The organism is [Bacillus] enclensis (assembly GCF_001456935.1).
Lineage (GTDB): Bacteria > Bacillota > Bacilli > Bacillales > Bacillaceae_B > Rossellomorea > Rossellomorea enclensis.
In genome coordinates this window covers 282,682-305,342 of record NZ_KQ758485.1, presented here as the reverse complement: position 1 = coordinate 305,342, position 22,661 = coordinate 282,682, and the positions used below count along the sequence as shown (strand labels likewise).

The 22,661-nt window shown below is 43.6% G+C and carries 14 protein-coding genes; 8 read left to right on the top strand and 6 right to left on the bottom strand.

Annotation, left to right across the window (positions count from 1 at the left end):
- Window positions 1–33: 33 nt before the first annotated feature.
- Window positions 34–3,387, bottom strand: a complete 3,354-nt coding sequence (locus tag AS034_RS16500; RefSeq protein ID WP_058299390.1) for a CDP-glycerol glycerophosphotransferase family protein — start codon at window positions 3,385–3,387, stop codon at window positions 34–36.
- Between the two features lie 298 nt (window positions 3,388–3,685).
- On the opposite strand from AS034_RS16500, the gene AS034_RS16495 reads away from it, so the two are divergent.
- The 4 genes from AS034_RS16495 (at window position 3,686) to AS034_RS16480 (ending at window position 8,350) form a co-directional block, all read left to right on the top strand.
- A complete protein-coding gene (locus tag AS034_RS16495; RefSeq protein ID WP_058299389.1) occupies window positions 3,686–5,239 on the top strand; it encodes a glycosyltransferase family 2 protein in 1,554 nt (517 codons plus the stop codon).
- Between the two features lie 127 nt (window positions 5,240–5,366).
- Window positions 5,367–6,461 (top strand): acyltransferase, encoded by a 1,095-nt coding sequence (locus AS034_RS16490; protein WP_058299388.1) that lies wholly within the window; start codon window positions 5,367–5,369, stop codon window positions 6,459–6,461.
- 327 nt (window positions 6,462–6,788) lie between these two features.
- The gene (gene tagD / locus AS034_RS16485) at window positions 6,789–7,181 is read left to right on the top strand and encodes a glycerol-3-phosphate cytidylyltransferase (RefSeq protein WP_058299387.1); all 393 of its coding nucleotides are present in this window, start codon (window positions 6,789–6,791) and stop codon (window positions 7,179–7,181) included.
- Entirely contained in the window at window positions 7,181–8,350 is a 1,170-nt protein-coding gene (locus AS034_RS16480) for a CDP-glycerol glycerophosphotransferase family protein (protein ID WP_058299386.1), read from the top strand. Before tagD ends, AS034_RS16480 begins: the two co-directional genes overlap by 1 nt.
- A gap of 52 nt (window positions 8,351–8,402) precedes the next feature.
- On the opposite strand, the gene AS034_RS23205 is transcribed toward AS034_RS16480, so the two are convergent.
- Both AS034_RS23205 and AS034_RS16470 read right to left on the bottom strand, forming a co-directional pair.
- Window positions 8,403–11,405, bottom strand: a complete 3,003-nt coding sequence (locus AS034_RS23205) for a glucosaminidase domain-containing protein (RefSeq protein WP_058299385.1) — start codon at window positions 11,403–11,405, stop codon at window positions 8,403–8,405.
- A gap of 294 nt (window positions 11,406–11,699) precedes the next feature.
- Window positions 11,700–13,496, bottom strand: coding sequence for an LTA synthase family protein (locus AS034_RS16470; RefSeq protein ID WP_058299384.1), 1,797 nt, complete (start codon window positions 13,494–13,496; stop codon window positions 11,700–11,702).
- 166 nt (window positions 13,497–13,662) lie between these two features.
- Between AS034_RS16470 and AS034_RS16465 the strand changes: the two genes are divergently transcribed.
- Complete coding sequence (locus tag AS034_RS16465; RefSeq protein ID WP_058299525.1) at window positions 13,663–14,709, top strand: NAD(P)H-dependent glycerol-3-phosphate dehydrogenase; 1,047 nt, start codon at window positions 13,663–13,665, stop codon at window positions 14,707–14,709.
- 377 nt (window positions 14,710–15,086) lie between these two features.
- Here the strand turns inward: AS034_RS16465 and AS034_RS16460 are convergent, their stop codons facing one another.
- Genes AS034_RS16460 through AS034_RS16450 form a run of 3 tightly spaced genes read right to left on the bottom strand, consistent with a single transcriptional unit; the run spans window position 15,087 to window position 19,327 of the window.
- Entirely contained in the window at window positions 15,087–16,274 is a 1,188-nt protein-coding gene (locus tag AS034_RS16460) for a glycosyltransferase family 4 protein (protein WP_058299383.1), read from the bottom strand.
- Between the two features lies 1 nt (window position 16,275).
- Window positions 16,276–17,805 carry a murein biosynthesis integral membrane protein MurJ gene (gene murJ / locus AS034_RS16455; RefSeq protein ID WP_058299382.1) on the bottom strand — a complete coding sequence of 510 codons (1,530 nt, stop codon included), beginning with the start codon at window positions 17,803–17,805 and terminating at the stop codon, window positions 16,276–16,278.
- A gap of 40 nt (window positions 17,806–17,845) precedes the next feature.
- Window positions 17,846–19,327 carry an O-antigen ligase family protein gene (locus AS034_RS16450; RefSeq protein WP_058299381.1) on the bottom strand — a complete coding sequence of 494 codons (1,482 nt, stop codon included), beginning with the start codon at window positions 19,325–19,327 and terminating at the stop codon, window positions 17,846–17,848.
- Window positions 19,328–19,633: 306 nt separating this feature from the next.
- Here AS034_RS16450 and AS034_RS16445 point away from each other — a divergent pair, with 306 nt between their 5' ends.
- The 3 genes from AS034_RS16445 (at window position 19,634) to AS034_RS16435 (ending at window position 22,623) form a co-directional block, all read left to right on the top strand.
- The gene (locus AS034_RS16445; RefSeq protein WP_058299380.1) at window positions 19,634–20,362 is read left to right on the top strand and encodes a WecB/TagA/CpsF family glycosyltransferase; all 729 of its coding nucleotides are present in this window, start codon (window positions 19,634–19,636) and stop codon (window positions 20,360–20,362) included.
- A 36-nt stretch (window positions 20,363–20,398) separates the two neighbouring features.
- On the top strand, window positions 20,399–21,508 hold the full coding sequence (locus AS034_RS16440; protein WP_058299379.1) for a glycosyltransferase family 4 protein: 1,110 nt from the start codon (window positions 20,399–20,401) through the stop codon (window positions 21,506–21,508).
- 68 nt (window positions 21,509–21,576) lie between these two features.
- Complete coding sequence (locus AS034_RS16435) at window positions 21,577–22,623, top strand: glycosyltransferase family 4 protein (protein ID WP_058299378.1); 1,047 nt, start codon at window positions 21,577–21,579, stop codon at window positions 22,621–22,623.
- Window positions 22,624–22,661: the final 38 nt, after the last annotated feature.

The following is a 22,661-nucleotide window of genomic DNA, read 5'->3' as shown; positions in this document are numbered from 1 at the left end:
GAAGAAGGAAAAGGACGAAAGCTCGTCCTTTTCTCAATCTTCAAAGATCTGATCGACAATGCGTTTTGAAGCCTGTCCATCTTCAAGATAACAGTATTTTTCAAGGAATGCCTGGTATTTGTCATGGTAATTATGCTTTACCTGTTCAATGTTTTCAACAGCATCAATAATTTCTTCGGTATTATAAACAAATGGACCGGGTGCTTCTTCCTCGAAGTCCATATAGAACCCGCGGATATTGTTTTTATATTCCTCAAAATCATACGTGAAGTACAAAATAGGCTGTCCTGTATTTGCAAAATCAAACATGACAGAAGAGTAGTCGGTGATAAGAATATCCGTAATCAGGCTGAGTTCCTGAATTTCAGGATAACTGGAAACATTATAGACAAAGGACCTGAGTTCTTCCGGGATGGTCAGCTTGTTGCTGATGACAACGTGCATCCGTAGCAGAACGATGTACTCATCACCAAGTCGTTCTTTCATTTTCTGCAGATCCATCTTGATATCGAATACGAATTTATTTTTGCCGGTAGTTTCGTTATCCCTGAAAGTCGGTGCATACAGAATGACTTTTTTTTCTTCAGGGATGCCCAGTCTTTTCTTCACTTTTCTGGCAGATTCCATTCGATTTGCCTTATAGAATAAATCATTGCGCGGATAACCGGCTTCCAATATGTTTCCATTGTACTTGAAAGCACTTCTAAACGAATTTGTCGCATATGAGCTCGGTGATACCAGATAATCCCACTGTTGAGTTGCACTGTGTACGCGTTCCAGATAGTCATCAGAACGGCCCTGGATGTTCTCGATGTCAAAGAGCATCTTTTTTAACGGTGTACCGTGCCAGGTTTGCAGGTAGGTAATCCCTTTACGTTTTTTAATATGGGTAGGGAAGTTTTGGTTGTTTACCCAATACCCTGATTTAGCAAGGTAATAGAAATATTGCGGGCTCAGCCGTTTGATTTGTATGGTTTGTTCATCACGAACTGGCATCGTTTGATTGTATACCCAGATTTTTTTATAAGGAAGCTTTCTTTTTACGATTTCTTCATAAATATAGCGGGGACTGTCTGCATATTGCTTTCCAATGCCGCTTTCAAACAGAATCATATTTCTGTCAATAGGTACTACCCGTTTTGCTGCTGCATAAAACCACTTCATTGACGGGTGGTACCATTTGTTCCGGCGGTATCGATTAAAGAGTCCGATTGCCAATGGGTTTTCCATGATTTTTTCCTTTAGGGGCTTTTTGACCTCGACAGAATCAATTACATTGTAAATGCGTTCAGAAGATTTCAAGTCTCTATATTTAAGGAATTTACGGGACCTTTCCTGATGTTCAGGAATCATGGTGAACTCACGGTTTTCGTACTCCTTGAGTGAATTCAGTAATTGATCAACATCTTTTACAATCGACCCAGGCAAATCATTATCCAGATCCAGATGTGAAGGGCGTTTTCCGATAAACCGCTCACGGTCGAATTGATAATAGATAATCGGCTTGTTCAAAAAGCTGAAATCAAATCCCACGCTTGAATAATCGGTGATCATCATGGTACTTTCTTTCAATAATCTTTGTACATCTACTTCGCCCTGGTTTATTATGGTAACAGGCGCATCTGAGAAATATTTGGTGAATGCCTGCATATTCGGGTGCAGACAGAATACAATTTTCAATCCATTTTCATTGGCGAAGGCATGAATGCCAGGATGATAAACAAGCTCCCTGTAGCGCTCAAAATATTCACTTTCAAGGAAGTCCTCTTCATTGGCAATCCAGTCGCGCCATGTAGGAATGATCAGCAGTTGATCTTTTTTGGGAATATCATCCGCCAGCAGCGTATCGAATCTTGATAAACCGGTGACGAAGACATCTTTAGGGTTGTAGCCGAAATCATTTACGATCATATCCTTTTCGAAATCGGAACTAACAAGGAAGAGATCCGTGTCGAAACCGGCGGCTCTTTTACCGTAATTGGCAACCATGTTTTTCGTTCCCATTACCCCATGCTGAAGGAAGACCTTCGTCCCTTTCACAATCCGCTTATAACGGGGAGTCCGGACCGGGTAAAGATAGTCAGGATGGTGGGAAGAAATGATTTTCGTCGCAATCAGGGAGTACCATATATGTTCTTTTGATTTGAAAGTAATGATATTCCCATAAGGTTCAACATTTTGTCTTTCGGGAGAATCCTTTTCAATGACATAATAAATATTTTTTTCCGGGTGATTTTCTCTCATGTACTTAAAGAAGTGATAGCCTGTATCCTGTGCTTTATAGGGCCGTTCACCGACCAGCCATACATCCTTGTTCTTATTCATGACCCGGTGATATAAGGCGAATTTTTGTTTAGCGGCAAGGAAGGAAAAGGTATCTTTATCGTATTCATATACTTCAAGCGATAAGTTGGATGCTTTGAATGTATAATAAGGATTGATAATTGAAACGGTATCTTTAGCTGTATAGTGGGTTTCCTTTATAAAATATCTTGATCTGAATGTCGGCCGTCCAACCCGTATGCGCTTTTCTTCCTGTCTATCATGAAGTTTAAGATTCAGGAAAAGGTCATAAATATCTTCTTTCAGGACTTCGCCGCCGCAGACTTTGGCAAAATCGACAACTGCCGTATATTCATATCGGTTCAACCCATACTTCGCTGTTGTTTCTTCGTTCCATTGAACGGAAGCCGGGCTGGTGAATTCCAAATTTGTTCGGCGCCCTTTCAAAGTCACATATGAATCCAGGACTTTTGAATTCCTAGTAAACAATTTCCCTGATAGATCAAGACTGCCGTTTTTTACTGAGACACGATCAATTTGAATTTTGGTAGGGGTGTCCGGTTCGCCGTTTAATAGGAATGAAAGATTCCCTTTCGTTGTTAAATAGCAGATTCCTTTCTGATCTTGGTATTCTACAAAAGAAAGACCGCTGCGAGAAGTATGCATAAAGCGTCCGAGACGGATCATATAGGTTGCAAATTTTTCATCATCTTTTTCCGTAAAGGTTGCTTTCGGTTCAATTGTCTTAAAGGCTTTCTCACTTAATTGACTAACCGGGACCGTAAGTTTTACATACCAGTCGAAAGCATGTTCCTCATCGATGTATCGGGAGCTTAATTTTTTTATGAGGTCCTTGATAGAAAAGCGATATTGAAAATGATGTTTCACGGGTGATTGGTTTGCGCAGACATTGAACCAATCATCGCGATTCGAACGGGAGACAAGCCAGAGCTCTTCTACCACGTAACAGTCCAAAGAAAGTTTTCCATTGAAGGACAGAAGATCATCGTCTTGAGAAATGACCATTTCATGTTTAAGCTTTGTCTTTTTAGTACTTCCATTGCCGTTCATTTGTTTGATCTTATTTAAAAGTTTCGTGAGCATATATCAGACCACCATTATCGTGAATTTTTTCTGAAAAGTAAATATAGACCAATTCAATGATAAATGTTTTTTTAATTTTCGACAAGGTTTGATAATACCTGTGCGTATGGTTAGTTTCCGCTGTACAATAGAAATTATTATAGCTTATTCATTAAGGAAGAAGGAGTAAAAGCAGCCAAGGTTAAGAAATTGTAAATCGTTCGTCACGCATGTAATAAATATAGGATGCCTTTGTGTTTAGTGTGATAGCAGCAGAGGTATAATCAACTAAAGATTTTAGTTAGTAGGAGGATTTTAAATGACCCAATTGTCAGGGGATTTTGGTAATAAAGCAAGGCAGATAATAGGTTCCAAGAAGTTCACTGTGATGAATCACCCCCGCAGCTTGATGAAGAAGATGCTGAATAAAGGGAAGAAAATCACGGTGGTCACGGCTGCTTACAATGCAGAGAAATTCATCGGTAAAACGATTGAATCAGTACTCAATCAGTCTTTGGGGACTGATCAGATTGAATACATCATCGTGGATGACTGTTCCACGGATCAAACGGCTGAAGTTGCTGCATCTTACGCTTCCCAGCATAAAAATGTAACGCTCATCACCTTGCATGAGAATACTGGATCCCCCGGTACCCCAAGAAATATAGGTATTGAATTGGCCACAACGAAATATATTACGTTTCTGGACGCTGATGACTGGCTCCATCCTCAAGGCCTCGAAGAACTGTATACGATTCTCGAGGAAACAAACGATGATTATGTGGTAGGTAAGACCATAAAAGTAGAAAAGAATGGTGAGAGCGTCATAGGGGAATTTGCATCAATAAAGGAAAGGCGAAGCATCACTCCGTTTGATGTCCCGCATTTCTTCTATCATATGGGTCCAACTGCAAGAATGGTGAAGAGGGAACTTCTCATGGAGCATGACATCCGTTTTCCAGAGATGAGGTTCGGAGAGGATAAAGTCTTCTTCTCTGATATTTTCTTTAATGCAGATGCTGTTTCAACGACTGTCCAGCCTGTCTATTTTGTAAACAGGCTGGAAGAAAACCAGGGTTCATTGACAAGGACGACCGATGTCCTGGACAAAAGAAGGAATGACCTTGAAATCATCCGCTATATCAAAGCGAAGGAACTGCCGCTTCATATGGAAAAAACGGCACTGACAAGATTATATGAATATGATTTTCTCCGGACATTCGACAGCAATCTTTTTGTGAATTCGAAACACAAAGAAGATTTCTTTCAGTTGTTCAGGGAAGTGCTCGAGACAACGAATGATTTAAGATATCCTTTTTTGGAAGAATTCAAGACACCGCTATTTAAAGCGGCAGCAGAGCTTTTCATAAACGGGAAGCTTGACGATTTCACCAAGCTATTCAAATGGCACAAAAAAGAAAAAAACAAACGTTATATCATTCAAGATGGGATGCCGTTCTTTGAGATTCCATTCTTGGAAGATGAATATAAACAGATCAGGATTCCAATGCTTGCAATATCAGGGGAACAGCAACAGGAAGGCGAAAATGAATATAAGCAGACATTTCACGTTTATGGAGACTATATTAATGAAATAAATGAGGTTGTCATCAGAGATCGCACCAGGTTTAATAATGAATTGAAATGTGAGGTGAACCTGAAGGGGAATGAAGCAACGTTCCTTGTGGATGTTGAAAAACTGGATGGGCTGCACGACTCATTATATACTGTTTTTCTTCGCTATAACGAGTACCAATTGGCTAATATCAAGGTTATACCTAAAAATCATATCACCTATAAGGGCAGGCACTTCATTTTTTACACGACTAAGGCGGACAACCTCGGGCTTTCCATCAAGCCTGTGATGCGATGATTAAAGAAAGCAAAGCGAACCTTTCACCGGGTTCGCTTTTTTCATGGAAATGTAACGTGCATTTAATGTCGAATCCGTACGAATCATGTTACATTTACACGAAAGTAAAATTGAGGTGAGTAATAATATGGAACGAAACTATGCAATTGATTATCTGAAATTTTTTGCGATTTGCGCTGTTATCTTGATTCATGCTGGTCCTTTTGAAGAAGTCACTCTTCTTGGACTTGATGGGTATTATATAGATTTCACGATTGATACGCTTTCCCGTTTTGCCGTTCCGTTCTTTTTTATGGCATCCGGATATTTGTTTACAAAGAAAATGAATTCTGATAATAAAAACAGTGTTTATTTCAGCAGATATATATCAAAGCTTACCCAATTATTTGCAAGCTGGTACATCTTTTATCTGATTTATGAATGGTTTAGTAATGTGATTGTGACTCGGAACCTGACTTCTGTTTCTGAAACACTCGGGTATATTAAAGAAAACATCCGACTGGAAGTGTTCATCTATGGGGCCGGTCCAGGTTACCAGCTCTGGTATCTTGCTGCACTTATCTGGAGTATAGTCATCCTCTATATATTCATTCACTTAAATAAGTTGAATCTGCTCTTAGTAATCAGTTTTGGATTGAATGTGGCCGGGCTGTTCGGCCAGTCTTATTCCGGATTGATCAGCCTCCCATTCGACACAAGGGACGCTGTATTCTTTGGGCTATTGTACACGGCAATGGGGGCATATGCAGCACAAAACGAGTACGCCGTTAAAACCAAGATTGGAAGCGTACACCCAAGGACCTGGCTGTCTCTATCAATTATATTTTCTATTCTGCTAGTAATTGAAAGAGGGGTGACAGTCTTTCTGTTCGAAGGAAAGATTGGGGATTACTTCCTTCTCAGCATACCTGTTGTCATCACGCTGTTTCTATATGCATTATCCAACCCTGAATTAGGAAAAAACACGCGCATCTCTAAAATTGGAAAAGATTCCGTAGGCATCTATGTCATTCATGTATTCTTTATTAAATTCATCCATCTGGTAACTGATCTGTCAGGGTATTCTTATATGGAAGAAAAAATCATTTGGCACATCTTATTCAGCCCTTTCGTCTTGATTCTCTCTTATGTATCCTATGAATTACTGCAAAAACTTAAAAAACAGGTTATTAAGCCGATGAAAAGGGAAAAGGGAATATCGCTGGCTGAGTGGAAACAATAGAAAAAATTTCAATTGTAAATGTAGTGTAAATCTATTATGTTATGGGTATTAAGTATGTAGTTCACTAAATATTCATTCAAGGTCTCTTGCGATAAGAACTTCCCTCGTTTAAAATGAGGTAAGATGATAGAATGGCATTATTCGACAGTATTATTACGCAATTGTAAATTGCCTATAAACTCTATGTAAAGATTGTCTAGTATACTTGCTTAGTGAAATGCTTGAATTATAATTTACCAGTTTACTATAACCATAAGTCACTCGGATTAATTGTATAAAAAATTGTAGAATTTTGTTGAAGTTACAATTACAGGAGGAGAACATATAATGAAAAAAGTAATCACTTACGGAACGTTCGATTTACTTCATTGGGGTCATATTAATCTATTAAAAAGGGCAAAAGAATTGGGAGATCATCTGACAGTGGCCATCTCTTCAGATGAATTCAATGCCATTAAAAATAAAAAGTCTTATCACAGCTTCGATAATAGAAAGATGATTCTTGAATCCATTAGATATGTTGATGAAGTCATTGCAGAGGAAAACTGGGAACAAAAGGTCACCGATGTAGTGAATAGGGATATTGATGTGTTTGTAATGGGTGACGATTGGAAAGGCGAGTTCGATTTCCTCAAGGAATACTGCGACGTCGTATACCTGCCAAGAACAATCGGAATTTCTACAAGTAAAATCAAAAAAGATCTGCTGCATGTAAAATAATGATAAGGGAGATTCTTGTCACCTTCTATCTGTTTGTTTTCAGCGCTGTTTTTAATATCTGCAAACTTTTCCCATTGCAGAATAAAGTGACCTTTGTGGTCTCTTTCAGTGAAAATAACAAAAGTATTTATAAAGAGATGATACGACAAGATTTTTCTTGTCGTACTCTTTTTTTAACCACAGAAAAAATGTATGGAGTCTTCTCCAAGTTTGAAAAAGCAACCACCTTGCTTTTCGAAATGAAGAAACCATTGGATTTCATGCGTTCGATTTACCATCTTGCCACATCTAAAGTGATTTTGGTGGATAACTACTACGGGTTCCTTGCCAAATCGGAATTTAAGCCGGGAGTCGATTGCATTCAATTATGGCATGCCAATGGAGCGATAAAAAAGTTCGGATTGAAAGATCCATCCGTTGAATCCCGGAGCAGTCGTGCAAAGGGACGCTTCAAGGCAGTCTATGACAGGTTCACCAGAGTGGTCGTCGGTTCCGAAGCGATGGCAGAGATCTTCAGGGGGGCATTCGGCGTGACCGAAGACAGGCTGCTCCGTACGGGCATTCCCAGAACCGATGTGTTCTTTGATCAAACGGCTCAGCTGCGGGCCAAATCGAAATTGTATAAGAAATTTCCATTTTTGAAAGAGAAAAAAGTCCTGTTATATGCACCGACCTATCGGGAAAATCAATTATCAAGCGCCGAGATCAAGCTGAATCTGAAAAAACTGGCTTTGCAATTCGAAGATGAATATATCCTGCTTCTTAAACTTCATCCGGCAGTTAAAAATGATCTCTGCATCCCGGCTGAACTTTCCCATTTTGCATATGATTTTTCCGGCTGGCACCAGCTGAATGAATTACTCTTTATTTCGGATATGCTTATAACCGACTATTCTTCCGTCCCGTTTGAATATTCTCTGTTGAATCGTCCTATTATATTCTTCTGGTATGACTTGGGGCAATATGAAAAGGAACGGGGGATTTGGGAAAACTTCATGTCCCTCCTGCCTGGACCGGTTGCTCATACTTCAGAGGAGGTTGCAGCCTATATCAGCCGTATGAAAGCTGATCATGAGAGTACGCATTTGTTTTCTTCTAAATGGAACGAGTATTCAAAAGGGGAATCAAGTAGGAATATCTTGGATTATATAAGAAAAAAGATTGATTGAACTCATAAAAAAGCTGAAGCGATTCTTTTGGGAATCGCTTCAGCTTTTTTGATTACTTCACTTCATAATATGGCTGGTCAAAGTATAAAGTATAGTTATCCAATAAAGAGTAAAGGTTAAAAATACTTGAAACCTGTTTCGCAGCCCAGCCGATATCTGTTGCATATTGGTGGTATCCTTCAGGATTCCATCTCATTTTATAAAGAGTATCCTGCTGGAATCCGTCCCTGTAAATATACCCGCTGCTGATCAGCTCGGCTCCTCCGATGATGGCTTGCTCGGGAGTGAACCAGCCTTCTTCATAGGCGGTTTGAGCTCCGCAGGTCAGTGGGCAGCTGTCATATGCACCGTAGCCGTACATATTGTATACTTTCACTCCGTTGTAAACAACACCATTCGCAAGGTCGGATGTCCCGTTACCCGTTTCAAGCAGAGCGTGTGAAATCAAGTAGACTTCATTTACCTTGTACTTGCTGGCGGCATCGATGAACGACTGGCCTTTTCCGTCCAGTATCCCCTTGCCTGCCAACACCTTCTCATTCACTTCTTGTACGCTTAAATTTGCAGGTAAAGAAAGTTTCAGGAACTGATAGTACTCTTTGCTTCCAAATGTGAAGTTAGAAGGGTCTAAGTAGTATGCTACATCGTCTCTTTTCGCATTTTTCCAAGTGAGGCGCACCTCTACCCAATCACCATGCGTTGCGACGACATTTACCCATCCGCCTTCCTTTACCATGGATACGATATTATCTCTGTTAGCTGTGGACATACTGGAGCGCACGTTAACATTAGCGGTAGCTGTCCATGTATCCAAATCTACATATTTTGCATAGATATAGGCAGGTTCATTCCGATATAGATCAGTCTGCGGGTTGTTGCTCATTTGCAGATCCAGCATTTCTTCAAATGTCATTCCATAACTGGTATACTCCTGGATGACATCGGTCCCGAGAGTTTGGATGTCGTCCTTATGAACGTATCCGATTTTGGGTTGACCATTTACATAGACCCTTGCCTCATACCAGCTGGCGGAGAACGTTTTGAATACCAAGATCTTACCTTTTGGATAACTCTTGATCACAGAAGAGCTTCTTGACGCATACGTATAAACATTCGTTGAATCTTTAAGGGAAATCCCTTCAAGCTCATCTTGCTGATCAAGGATATTTTCGACGTGGCTTGCATCGAGGTAAGCCGTTTTCTTTTTCCCGTCTACATAAAATCCTGTTTCATACCAGCCGCTTACAAATGAATTATAGTACAGGATCTTCCCTTGCGGATAACTCTTTAATACAGGGGAGTCAGTACTAGCATCTTCATAAAGGTTGGTTGGCGACTGCAGTCCGATCCCTCTGAGGGATTTTTGATCCTGGACGCTGTTCTCAACATCTGCAGCATTGATGTATCCCGTTCTCCAGGCCCCGTTTGCATACATCCTTGCTGAATACCATCCGTCAATGAAAGTATCGTAGACAAGTACGCTTCCTGTCGGATAGCTTTTCCATACAGGCGAAGTGGTTGTCGCATCGTGGTAAACCGGAGTGGTTTTTTTGGCGACCCCTTTCAGCCTGACCGGGTTTTCAGTTGCATTTTGTACGTCGGCTGCATTGATGTAACCGATTCTCCAGGCCCCATTTGCATACATCCGTGCAGAATACCATCCGTCGATGAACGTATTATAAACCAGTACACTCCCTGTCGGATAGCTTTTCCAAACAGCGGAGGAAGTGGAAGCTGTGTGATAAACCGGAGTGGTCTTATTGGCAACACCCTTCAGTGTGACAGGATCTTCGGTTACATTCTGTACATCGGCTGCATTGATGTAACCGATTCTCCAAGCCCCATTTGCATACATCCTTGCTTCATACCAACCGTCTATGAATGTATCATAGACAAGGACACTCCCTGCAGGATAACTTTTCCATACAGGCGATGAGGTCGTCGCATCATGGTAAACCGGAGTGGTCTGTAAAGCGACGCCCTTTAATCTGACCTTTTCGTCTGTTGCATTTTGCACATGGGAAGCATCGATATAGCCGATTCTCCAAGCCCCTTGAGCATAAACTCTTGCTTCATACCATCCGTTAATGAATGTATCGTAAACAAGTACACTTCCAGCAGGATAACTCTTCCAAGTGCCTGAGGATGCCGATGCTTTACGGTAGATAGGAGTAGTCTGTTTCGCTACACCTTTTAGCCTTGTCTGTTCCTTTGGAAGTCCCTCGACATCTTTTACAGAAATATAACCTGTATGGGCGGCGCCGTTTAGATACACTCTCGTAATATACCAATTCGAATTCAACGCATAGTACTTCAGTGTGCTCCCTTGATCATAGCTTTTAAGCTTCTTGGAAGTAGTTGATTGAGCCTCGTATACGGAAGTAGGGCTTTTCAGGGCGATACCGCTGAAAATTTCACCGCTGAACTCCTGTACGGAAGCAGAGAACGTAGAGAAGGTCCTTGTTTCTGTAGATTTTTTCTCCACATCGGCCTTTTCAACGATTTGTGAAGTCTCTTTCTCAACTGTTTCTTCAGTCACACCTTCAGAAGATTCAACTTCCTCTGCCGTATCGATCTCATTTTCTGAAACCGTTTCGTCTTCGGAGACGGCATCATCAGCAGGTTCAGTGGTTTCTTCTTCAGAAACGACCTCTTCCTGGGATGCTTCTTCCGAAACAGGTGGTTGTTCGCTATCCGCTGGGTCCTGGGTTTGCTCCTCTTCAGGTTCCCCTTGGATGGCTATGTATTTACTTAATACATACCCCTCAACATCTTCTTCCGATTCGCTGTCGTAATAGCTTACTAATGAATACGGAGAATCATCCACACTTTCGGCAAGAAGGGAGACAGTGGCTTCACTTGGAAGTTCAAGAAGAATTTCACTCTCCCCGGAAGGTTCCTTGTATAAGCTGATCACTTCTTCAGTATCCGCTGATACAGTAACATCACTGACATTTGCTGCTTTACTCGTTTCTGCCTGTGCAAGTCCTCCGAAATTAGAGAAAATCAGTAAAGCGGCCAACAAAGAAAAACTAATCTTTCTGAATGACTTCATGATAGATTCCTTAATCCCTCCATATAATATAATGATTAAGCAATTTACAAATAAATTACTTATATGACAAAATAATTCTATCATATGTCGAAATATAAAAGAATACTATTCTAAAAGTGTTATATTTTGTTAAATAGTTAGAAAGAACTAGAAATTTACCCAAATGTAATATAAGGTATATTGCAAAAAGAGAAAGATTTGTTCAATTATGTAATCTCGTTGAAATATAAAAAGAAAAGCCGGCATCCGGCTTTTCTTTTATAGGGGAATATTTATGATTGGTAATAGGCGGTGTTATTTTTCACCAAAGTAGTTCCCTTTAATGATCAGGTTTGATAGTTCCAAGAGTCTCAGCTGTTCTTCTGTTAATCCCTGTGAGACTGATTGGGCAGTGATGGAGAGGGGCTTTTCCACATATCCTCCGCTTGGGATCAGAACGCTTCCTGACCCAGACCTCAGGAGGTTTGTTCCCAACATAGTATTGGGTCCATTAACACGGACGTCCATGATCGATTCAAGGGTCGGCAAAACATCGATCTGTCCACCGATTGTTTGACTGATCTCCCCATTGATGGATGGGTGATAAATCATGAACGGGACGGTTGCAAATTCCCTGTACCACTCTTCGTCTGTAATATCCTTCTGCATCCATTTTTCCACCTGCTGCTTATCACGGTGGAATATACCATTATGGTCGCCGTACAGCACGATGATTGAATCCTCCAGCAGTTTCTTTTCTTTTAATGACTCCATAAACAACCCGAGTGCTTCATCGGTATATTTTACGGTCTGAAAATAATTCCCCAGCAGCGAATTGTCCTGATCCGGCGGCAGTGCCAGTGATTGTTTTTCTTTTTCTATTTCATAAGGCATATGATTGGTAAGCGTCACAAGGAAAGAGTAAAAAGGTTGTTTTTGATCTGCAAGTATCCTGGCAGTTTCGGTGAACATCTCTTTATCACCGACTCCCATTCCGACCATTTCCTTTTGGGGAAATTGTTCTATGGTCACGTATTTTTCGAAGCCGAGAGAAGGGTACATCTCATGGCGGTTCCAGAATGTTTTCTCGTCAGCATGTACGGCAAGGGTCCCGTATCCATTTTCCTTGAGGGTCTGCCCGAGAGAGTGGTACGTATTGGAAGGATAGCGGAAGAATACAGATCCGGAGTTGATGGGAAAGAGGGAAGTCTGTGTCAGAAATTCAGCATCCGAGCTGTTCCCGCCGATGGTCTGGGCATAAAAGTTTGGAAACGTGATGGCATGATCTTTCATCTTATTCAGTGTCGGGGTTATTTCCTGCTCGTTCACCTTCTTATTCAGAACAAATTGCTGCAAGGATTCCACCTGAATCAGGATTAGATTCTTCCCTTTGCCGATTCCTTCATATTTTGTTTCTTTCGTGTTTTCTTCCTTTTTATACAGCTGCTCCTTAATCAACTCCTTGTCTTTAGAAGAGAGAGTGAAGTTCGCATCCCTGACATGGAAATACGTATCGAGGGCGTGGTGGCCCATGATCCCGTACTGAACCGTCTGATCGAGTGAATCATAGGCCTGGACAGGGTTCTCCAGCTTATCAATCAGCATCAATTTTACAGGCTTCATGAAAAGTCCCATCACTCCGAATACGGCAAACGGAAGGACCCCTTTCACGATTGTAGTGCGTTTTTTATAGACAAATGACCTTCTGAAAATAAGGAATGGCAGTACGAGCAGGTCAAGGAAATACACAGCATATTCAGGCTGGAACAAGTACAGGATGCTGTCCCCGAGACCGGACAAATTCGACGTCTGATAAAAGGTGGCGATGGTGACAGGCGAGCTGTAATAATCCAGATAGAGAGTATTGCTTAATAACAGCAGACTTATGAAAAAACTGACAGCATATGAGAAAATCAACCTTCCCTTATTCCGGAAAAAATAAGACAGGGCATAGAAAATGAACAGAAATCCCAGCGATGTCGAGTAAACCCCGCTGGACACCGGGGTATCGGTCAATAGATGAAAAAGAATGATTTTAATGAAGAGAAAAAAATAGACCAGTTCATTGCAGTAACGGACAAATAACTCTTTTGGTGCTTTCAACCCTTGCATCAAACCCTCACATCCTGCTTAAGTATATAGATAATAGTGTATGACAGCCTTGTCCCGACTATTCGTACCAGGGAGTATTTCTCATTCAGAAGGGAATACAAAAAAAGACGTCATTTTTGTGATAAAATAAGAAAAATTTCAATTGAACTCAGGCGGTGAAGAATTTATGGATAAAAAAGCAGCAGTCATCGGAACAGGCAGCTGGGGAACGGCGCTTGCCATTGTCCTTGCTGATAACGGTTACAACGTAGAGATGTGGGGAAGAAGCGAAGAAGCGGTAAAAGAAATCAACGAATCCCATACGAATGAAAAGTACTTGAAGGGGTGCAGACTCCCTGATAACATCACAGCAGCATCAAATCTGCAAGATGTAATAGGCGGGACCAATACCATCGTATTGGCTGTTCCCACCAAAGCCATCAGGCAGGTGCTCGATGATATACAGAAGGTTCAAAGCGAGCCGATCACCATTGTCCATGTCAGCAAGGGAATTGAACCTGATTCCTTATTGAGGATATCCCAAATCATTGAACAGGCGATGGAACCAGAAAATCTTAAAGATATCGTGGTCTTATCAGGACCAAGCCATGCAGAAGAAGTGAGTCTGAGGCATCCGACCACCGTGGTTGCATCGTCCGGGAACCTTGAAGCAGCGGTAAAGGTCCAGAATATGTTTATGAACAATCAATTCAGGGTGTATACCAATACGGATATGGTCGGCGTCGAAATAGGAGGGGCCCTCAAGAACATCATCGCCCTCGCAGCCGGAGTGGGGGACGGCCTCGGATACGGGGACAATGCTAAAGCAGCCCTCATCACCCGCGGACTGGTTGAAATCTCAAGGCTCGGGGTGAAAATGGGAGCAAATCCATTAACGTTCTCCGGACTGTCCGGTATCGGTGATCTAATCGTGACCTGTACAAGCGTCCACTCCCGTAACTGGAGAGCTGGGAATATGCTCGGTAAAGGAATGAATCTCGACGAAGTGCTCGACAATATGGGCATGGTCGTCGAAGGAGTGAGAACGACGAAAGCGGCAAAGCAGCTTGCGGCGGAATATGGGGTAAGCATGCCGATTACGGATGCGCTCTATGATATTCTCTTCAACGGCGTGGACGCAAGGGAAGCGGTCGATCAGCTGATGCAGCGGAATAAGACGCATGAGATGGAAGATTTGGTCGTTTTGCTTGGGGATGCGTTGGAAGAAGAGTGAGAGAGAAGTTAGTTGGGGACCGCCTGGGGGCGGTCTTTTTGTTTGGGATGATGGAGTCGGATAGGAGGTTGTGCCAGGAACAGAATGTCGGGATTGTGCCAGGAACGAAGTAATCATTTTGTGCCAGGAACAAAGTAGCGGTTTTGTGCCTGGCACAGCAGGGGGTTGACCCAGGCACAAAAGGCAGGGATTGAGCCTGGGTCAAATAACTAAAATTGAACCTGGCTCAAAAACCCGTAAATGACCCTGGCTCAAATTGCGGGAATTGTACCTGGTACAAATCAACACAAATGTACCAGGTACAATCCAACCTCGATGTACCTGGTACAAAACGCGGCCAATGTACCAGGTACAACAAACCCAACACTCAACAGTAACTACTCCACCCTCACCCGCTCATCATTAATCGCCTCATGATAAATCTGCTCATATTTCTCCGCCGCAAACAAATGGGAATACTCCCGTTCAATCTTCCTGCGGGCTTTGCGGGCAAGCTGATCACCGAGCTCAGGTGAATCCAACACCTCAATGATGGCATTTGATAAAGCGTCCGTATCCCGTTCTTGTACCAATATCCCGTCTTCATGATCTGCGATGATTTCCTTCAGGCCGCCGACTGCCCCTGCAATGACAGGGGATGAAGAGCCCATCGCCTCCAAAGCAGAGATAGAAGTCGCTTCTTCGACACCGTACGAATGGATGCTCGGGACGAGTACAACGTCTGCGACCCCGTACAGATACTTCATTTTTTCATGTGCGACGGTGCCCAGCAACATGACGTTGTCCCCGAGGCCATGGGCGGCAACTTTTTCTTTGATGGCCGACATCTGCTCGCCAGTTCCTGCATAGACAAGGATAGTATCCGGATGTTTATCCAGGACCTTGCGAAGAGCAAGAGTCGGATAAATGACTCCGTTCTTCTCTGTCATCCTACGGGGGACGAACAGCATCTTCTTATCTTCGGGAATGCCAAATTCTTTACGGATGCCCGACAAGTCCAGCTTGAGAGGGTTGAAGTCTTCCACATCGATGAAATTCCTGATGGCTGTGGCGTTCACTCCGGCCATTTTATATACATAGTCCTTGATCCGCTGGTCCACTGTCACGACCCGGGATGCCAGGGTGTAGGCTTTCTTTTCCCGCTCCCTGATCACCTGGTCTTCTTTACTGCCTTCTTTGATCGCACCTCTGCTGATCGCTTCATAGGAGTAGTAGCCATGGACGGTTTCAACGACAGGCAGACCTGTGGATTCCGCTGCCAGGGTGGCGTAGACATCCTGTGAGTTGATGACATCGTACTCGTTCTTCAACCGTTCGAGCTGTTTGCGGATCAATGTCATCCGGTTTTCGTCGTTCATAAGCTGGCCGGACCCCGGCTTGAATTTGCTTGCGATGAATCCCGGCGCCTGTGCGTACGCCTTTCTGAGGAGGGGATTCAGCTGGGTGAAGGACAGCACGTCCACTTTATGGCCCCTTGCCTCCAGTCCGTTCTTAAGTGTCGCTACATGGGTGGAGAGCCCGCCTTCATGCGGATAATCAAAGATGGTCGTGATCAATATGTTCATATTAAAAACTCCTTTTTGTAAGCTTTTGGACCAATGGCTTCATGGTATGTACCTTAAATGCAAGTGACAGGGCCAGGTAGAGGCCGAAGATAAGCAAGGTGAGAACAATAGTCTGGATCAGAACGTTCCATCCTCCGGGCATCATATTCTCTGCGAGGATGGCACCGCAGGAAACCAACAAAGCGATGGACAGAATCTTAGCAGTCTCTTTCACAAACCCATTCCGGTACCCCTCATCAGCTTTATGCTGGCGCAGCAGATAGCCGAATAATACCACGCACTGGATGAGCATCGAAATGCTTGAAGCCAGCGCAATCCCGCCAACCGCCATCACCCTGGAGAGCAGAACGCTTAAAACAATGTTAACCACCACTGCCCCCAGGCATGAATACATCGCGAATTTCGTTTTCTTCAACGCATAAAACCCGTTCATCAAAAAATCCCTTAGAGCAAAAAAGACAAGGCCTGCTGAGTAAAACAGTAATGCCTGATTCGTGATATCGGTCGCCTCACTGCTGAAGGCACCGCGCTGAAAGGCGAGTTCGATCAGGTTGTCCCCTGAAATGACCATCAGAATCATAAACGGGATGCTTGCGAAAATAATGAGTGACGCACCGCGCTGGATGATACTGAAAAACTTCTTATAGCTCTCCAAAGCGCCTTCCACGATCGACGGATAGAGGACGGTGATCAGCGGCGTCAGGATGACGCTGAGCGGCAGCCACAGCAGGCGGTTGGCATAGTTCAATGCAGACACGCTTCCTGTTTCGAGCCCTGTCGATACCATGCGGTCGACAAGGCTGTTCAGCTGGACGCTGATGGCTGCGATGATGATCGGGTAGAACAGCACCATGATCCTGACGATTTTGTCTTTATTTCTCCTGAATTGAAAATTGAAGCCGATATCCGACTTTTTAAAAGAAGGATATTGAATCAGGAATTGTCCCAGAGCGCCGATCAGAACTCCTACTGACAATCCATATACTCCGTAGGTCGATGCCAGCAGCACGGTCGCCAGGATGATGACGATGTTCTGGACGGTGGCGGAAAATGCCGGCAGGACGAATTGTTTATTGGCGTTCAATACCCCGGTCGAGATCGACGTCAGCGTAAGGAACACCATGCTCGGGATCATGATCCGGGTGATTTCCACCGCCAGTGCCGACTGTTCGGCATTGAAACCGGGAGCCATCACGGCAATCAGCGGTTCGGTGAAAAGGAGTGCAACTCCGATGAACAGGACAGAGACGACGAGCAGGAAGGTTCCCAACAGGCTCATCAAACCTCTGGCATGTTCGTTGCTTTTGCTCCGCTCCTCCATGAAGAGCGGGATGATCCCCGCCTGGATGGCCGTGCCGATGGCGGTAAAAAGAAGCGTTGGGACAAGGCTTGCCACGAAAAAGACGTCGGCGGCATCGGACGTTCCGAAATAGGCCGCGATGATGCTTTCCCGGGCGAAGCCCAGGAGCTTCCCGATACCCGATATGATGGTGACTAAACCGACTGATTTGATCAGGGTGGATGCTTTCATGTAATTCCTCATTTTTAAAACTTATTTATTATGTCAGACGCTATCCAAGTCTTTCGTTTGAGTCAAGTTTTTTCACTGCACCTTCCCGTAAAAAGTACCCCAGAGCAGCATGAAAATAAAGGGTCAATATCTTTTCCTCCAGCACATTATAAAAGAGTGCCATCGCCAGGATCGCGATAAGGAATGAAAAGAGGACGGGGGTGAGCGGGTGCTTCCTGTCTTTCCAGCATCTTCTGATGATGGACACCACGAATGCCAATACAAGAATGGTCCCGATCGTCCCGGTCTCGACCAGGAGCTGGATGTATTGATTATCTGAGTACATCCTGGCCGGAAGCTTGTATTCTTCCGCGATCGGCGAGCCGTAGCTTAATGTGGCCGAATCCCCGTAGGTTCCGAATCCGGTCCCGATGACAGGCTGTTCCATATAGATTTCCAGTCCCTTAAAGACCACATACAGCCTTCCCCACTCGGAACTTTTCTGGATGATTTCATCAGAGAACATTTCCTTGAAACGTTTTGAAAAAGTGGAAGAGGTCCTGCTTTCCTGCTTAGGTTTCTTTTCTTTTTCAACCGTCTTGTCCGGTGAATCTTGAGTTTTAGTCGATTGATCCTCGATTCCTGCTGCCGCATAATCCCTTGCCATATTGGCCGGATAATAAATGATGGCAAGCCCTACTACAGCCGTGATGATCAGCTTTACGGCCAGCCTCCAATTTCTTGTCAGTAAAAAGTAAAGGACATAAGCGATACCGAATGCAAGGATCGACCCGCGTGAGAAGGTCAGGCATAAGACACCAAGCATCAGGATGGAAGCAGAGATCAGCCAAGCTTTATACTTCTCTGAAGTCTGCCACAAATAAAGGGAGGCAAACAGGCAAATCGAAAGGTACGTACCGAGAACATTCGGGTTCGCGGTCAGGCCGTACACCCTCATTTCATTGACAGACGAAAGATTCCACTCTTCCCAAGCCTGGGGTACCAGCACGGTACGATGCCCGATGAATTCAAACAGTCCATGAACAGATAAGACAATTCCCGTAATGATCGTGATCCAAAGGAATCGCCGAACATCTTCCCTGGAAATTTCAAGTTCAGCAGCAATGAATATCAAAAGGAACGTAATGATGAATGCCCTGTTCTGAAAAATGATGGCTGGCAGCCCGACCCCTGTCGCGAAGGCAGCGATGGTACCGGTCAAACAGAACCCTATGAAAGCCAGGGTGAACGCATATTTTCTTACAATCGCTCCCGGTTTTTTAAACATATGTACGAATGTCAATAGAAAGAGAAGCAGGATGACGATGTCCCCGGTAAGCTTAAGCCCGCCATTCACTTCTATTAAAAATGGCCGTATTGGGAAGTATACAAATAAGAAAAGAACACCGCTCACTTTATCTTTTAAAATTAGTGCGAGAACGGCAAGTGTACAAAGGTACGCGGCGATCGGATGTTGAATGAGCAGCGGAACCAACACCCCGATGACGAGGAGAAGAAGGATCCTCCGGTTTCTGGTCAGCAAAAAAATACCACCTTCCTGATGATGCTTTCGTGAAAAGGTTAACTCTAGTATTAGCTTAATGAAGAAATTTATAGTTATATTTAAGGTTTTGTAAAGATTCCTAAAGAAACGATGAAGAATCGATGACAACGATTGAAGGCCATCTTTTTTATTTTATTATAGATGTCGAACGGAAATTCCTCTAAAAATGATCAAATGATGGATGTCATTGTACTGTAAACATTTTTAACCGAATAGCTATTTCAGTATGGGCGCGTCTGAGATAGAATGGAAAATAAAGTTTATTGCTGAAAGGTAGTAGAAGAGATGAAGAATCAATATGTACAAATTCTGGATATCCCTTTTTTAAATAAAACAAAAAATGATGTGGTAAATGACGTCTTTCATCAATATCTTAAAGAGGGGAAAAAAGGATTCATCGTGACGGCCAATCCGGAGATCGTGATGCAGGCACATAAGGATCGGGATTTTTTATATACGCTGAGCAAGGCAGACTTCATCGTACCGGACGGGATCGGGGTCGTCATTGCTTCCAAGATGAAGAGGGAGCCGCTTAAGGAGAGAGTGCCCGGGTTTGAATTAATGGAGGACTTTCTCGCACTAAGCAATCTTCATCACTTGAAAGTCTACATAGTGGGGGCAAAGAATGAAATCCTTGAAAGTGCGGTGAAAAATATTAGGTCGAAGTATCCCGATTTGAATCTCGCGGGTTACCATCACGGTTATTTCGATGACGACGATGACACGGTGATTGAAGAAATACAGCGGGTGAAACCGGATCTGGTCCTGGTGGCGCTTGGATGTCCCCGTCAGGAGAATTGGATCAAACAAAATATGCCCAAAGTGGAAAAAGGTGTGTTTATCGGAGTCGGAGGCAGTATCGATATTCTAGCCGGCCACTTGAAGAGGGCACCGGTATTCTGGCAGAAGATTCATTTGGAATGGTTTTACCGCCTGCTTCAGCAGCCTTCCAGATGGAAGAGGATGCTCGTAATCCCCAGGTTCCTGATCCGGGTCCTGACATCCAGGGCTTAGTGGTTTACTGATTATTTAAAAGAAAGGATGGTTCAAATGAAGGTCTTACATCTGAATGCCGGCAACGAAACCGGCGGCGGCATGTTTCATATCCTTTCTTTATTAAATGAGCTTAATCACTCTGAGTTTTATTTAGGTGTGTTCGAACAAGGGGAAATGTACGAGCGGGCAATGGATTCAGATATTCAAACCGTCCTTTTTCTCCAGCGAACCAAATTCGATTTTTCCATTATTAAAAAAATAACACGGTTCATCCGTGAAAATGAGATCGATCTTATTCATACGCACGGAGCCCGTGCCAATTGTTACGGGATGCTGATCCGGACGTTGACAGATGTGAAATGGCTGGCGACAGTACACAGTGACCCGAGAGATGATTTCATGGGTAAGGGCGCCCTTGGCCTTGTGTATACCTTGGCGAATAAAAGAGCCCTGAGAAAGGCTGATCACTTGTTAGCCATCTCAGACCGGTTTAAAGAAATTTTAACGGCAGGTTTCAATATTCCATCGGAAAGGGTATCTGTCATGTTAAATGGGATCGACTTTGAAAAAAATCTGCCGAAGCCATACAGAAGGGAAGAGCTTGGGCTTTCAGAGGAAGACTTTGTCCTCATCATGGTCGCAAGGCTTGAACCGGTAAAAGGTCATAAGGTTGCATTGAAGGCACTGCAAAATGTGAACGGGACTCATAATGGGAAAGTGAAGCTTCTCATTGTCGGGGATGGACAGCAAAGAGAAGAACTAAAAAAATGCACGGTCGAACTTGGACTGGGGAATGTTGTGAATTTCCTGGGACACCGGAATGATGTCGAAAAGATCTACCCGGCTGCCGATGCAGCGATCCTCACTTCATACAGCGAAAGCTTCCCCCTCGTCCTGCTGGAGGCTGCAAGAGCAGGGGTACCGGTCATCACCACGGATGTGGGTGGGGTAAATAAGCTCATACCTGATGATCGTTACGGGTGGATCATACCTGTCGAAAATCCTGAAGCCTTGGCAGCCAGAATAGAGCTGGCAATAGATTTGAAGACCACAGGGGCCCTGCCATCCATGGGCAAAAAGTTAGAAAGTTACAGCAAAAGACATTTTTCTATAGAGCAATTCGCCAATAACGTATATAATGTATACTTGAAGTTACTAAAATGACCATGTATTAATTACCTGTTTCGCTAGGTATCTTAACGGGTAACTTAACTACAAGAGGTGTGACAATTATGTTAATTACGACCTTAATCATCTGTTTTTTGTTAACGCTGGTCTCGACACCATTAGTCAAAAAACTCGCATATAAAATAGGGGCAACCGATAAGCCCAATCACCGGAAGGTACATCAGAAGATCATGCCCCGTCTCGGCGGCCTGGCGATCTTCATCGGATTCATTATTGGTTTTTTGATTCTGCGCCCGGAGGATCCATCTGTATTGCCCATCATTCTTGGGAGTGTCGTTATCCTCCTTACGGGAATGGCGGATGATATCTTTGAATTGGCACCGCGTTATAAATTTATTGGCCAGCTGGTCGCTGCTTTCATCGTAGTACTCGGCGGCGTTCAGATTGAATTCATCAATCTTCCATTCGGTGGACAGCTTGAATTCGGGATGTTCAGCATTCCGATCACGATCATCTGGATCGTGGCCATCACGAATGCAATCAATTTCATTGACGGCCTCGATGGCCTTGCTGCCGGTGTTTCCACGATAGCACTTGCAACCATCGGATTCATGGCAGTCATGAAAGGCGACGCTTTTGTGATGACGATGGCTCTGATCCTGCTTGTGAGCACCCTTGGTTTTCTTTATTTCAATTTTCACCCTGCAAAGATCTTTATGGGTGACACCGGAGCATTGTTCCTTGGGTATATGATTGCGGTGCTTTCCATGCTTGGATTCAAGAACGTAACGATGATTTCACTCATCATCCCATTGATCATTCTGGGAGTGCCGATTTCGGACACGTTCTTCGCCATCCTTAGAAGGAAAATCAATAAGACCCCTATATCTGCGCCCGATAAATCACATCTGCATCACTGTCTGCTGCGGCTTGGATTCACTCACAAGCAGACCGTCATCCTGATTTATGCGATTGCAGCCATGTTCAGTCTGGCAGCGATTATCTTCTCGATGTCGACAGTATGGGGCGGACTTATCGTTATCGCCATTCTGCTTGTTGCCTTGGAGGTCTTCATTGAAAGCATCGGACTTGTTAATTCGAATTACCAGCCTCTGCTGAAGTTTGTAAAGGCAAGAGGGACAAGAAAATAGAAGAAAGACAGGGAATAATTTGTTCCCTGTTTTTTTAT

Coding starts and splice junctions, on each gene's coding strand:
- AS034_RS16500 (WP_058299390.1), bottom strand. CDS start 3,387: ATGCTCACGAAACTTTTAAATAAGATCAAACAAATGAACGGCAATGGA.
- AS034_RS16495 (WP_058299389.1), top strand. CDS start 3,686: ATGACCCAATTGTCAGGGGATTTTGGTAATAAAGCAAGGCAGATAATA.
- AS034_RS16490 (WP_058299388.1), top strand. CDS start 5,367: ATGGAACGAAACTATGCAATTGATTATCTGAAATTTTTTGCGATTTGC.
- tagD (WP_058299387.1), top strand. CDS start 6,789: ATGAAAAAAGTAATCACTTACGGAACGTTCGATTTACTTCATTGGGGT.
- AS034_RS16480 (WP_058299386.1), top strand. CDS start 7,181: ATGATAAGGGAGATTCTTGTCACCTTCTATCTGTTTGTTTTCAGCGCT.
- AS034_RS23205 (WP_058299385.1), bottom strand. CDS start 11,405: ATGAAGTCATTCAGAAAGATTAGTTTTTCTTTGTTGGCCGCTTTACTG.
- AS034_RS16470 (WP_058299384.1), bottom strand. CDS start 13,496: ATGCAAGGGTTGAAAGCACCAAAAGAGTTATTTGTCCGTTACTGCAAT.
- AS034_RS16465 (WP_058299525.1), top strand. CDS start 13,663: ATGGATAAAAAAGCAGCAGTCATCGGAACAGGCAGCTGGGGAACGGCG.
- AS034_RS16460 (WP_058299383.1), bottom strand. CDS start 16,274: ATGAACATATTGATCACGACCATCTTTGATTATCCGCATGAAGGCGGG.
- murJ (WP_058299382.1), bottom strand. CDS start 17,805: ATGAAAGCATCCACCCTGATCAAATCAGTCGGTTTAGTCACCATCATA.
- AS034_RS16445 (WP_058299380.1), top strand. CDS start 19,634: ATGAAGAATCAATATGTACAAATTCTGGATATCCCTTTTTTAAATAAA.
- AS034_RS16440 (WP_058299379.1), top strand. CDS start 20,399: ATGAAGGTCTTACATCTGAATGCCGGCAACGAAACCGGCGGCGGCATG.
- AS034_RS16435 (WP_058299378.1), top strand. CDS start 21,577: ATGTTAATTACGACCTTAATCATCTGTTTTTTGTTAACGCTGGTCTCG.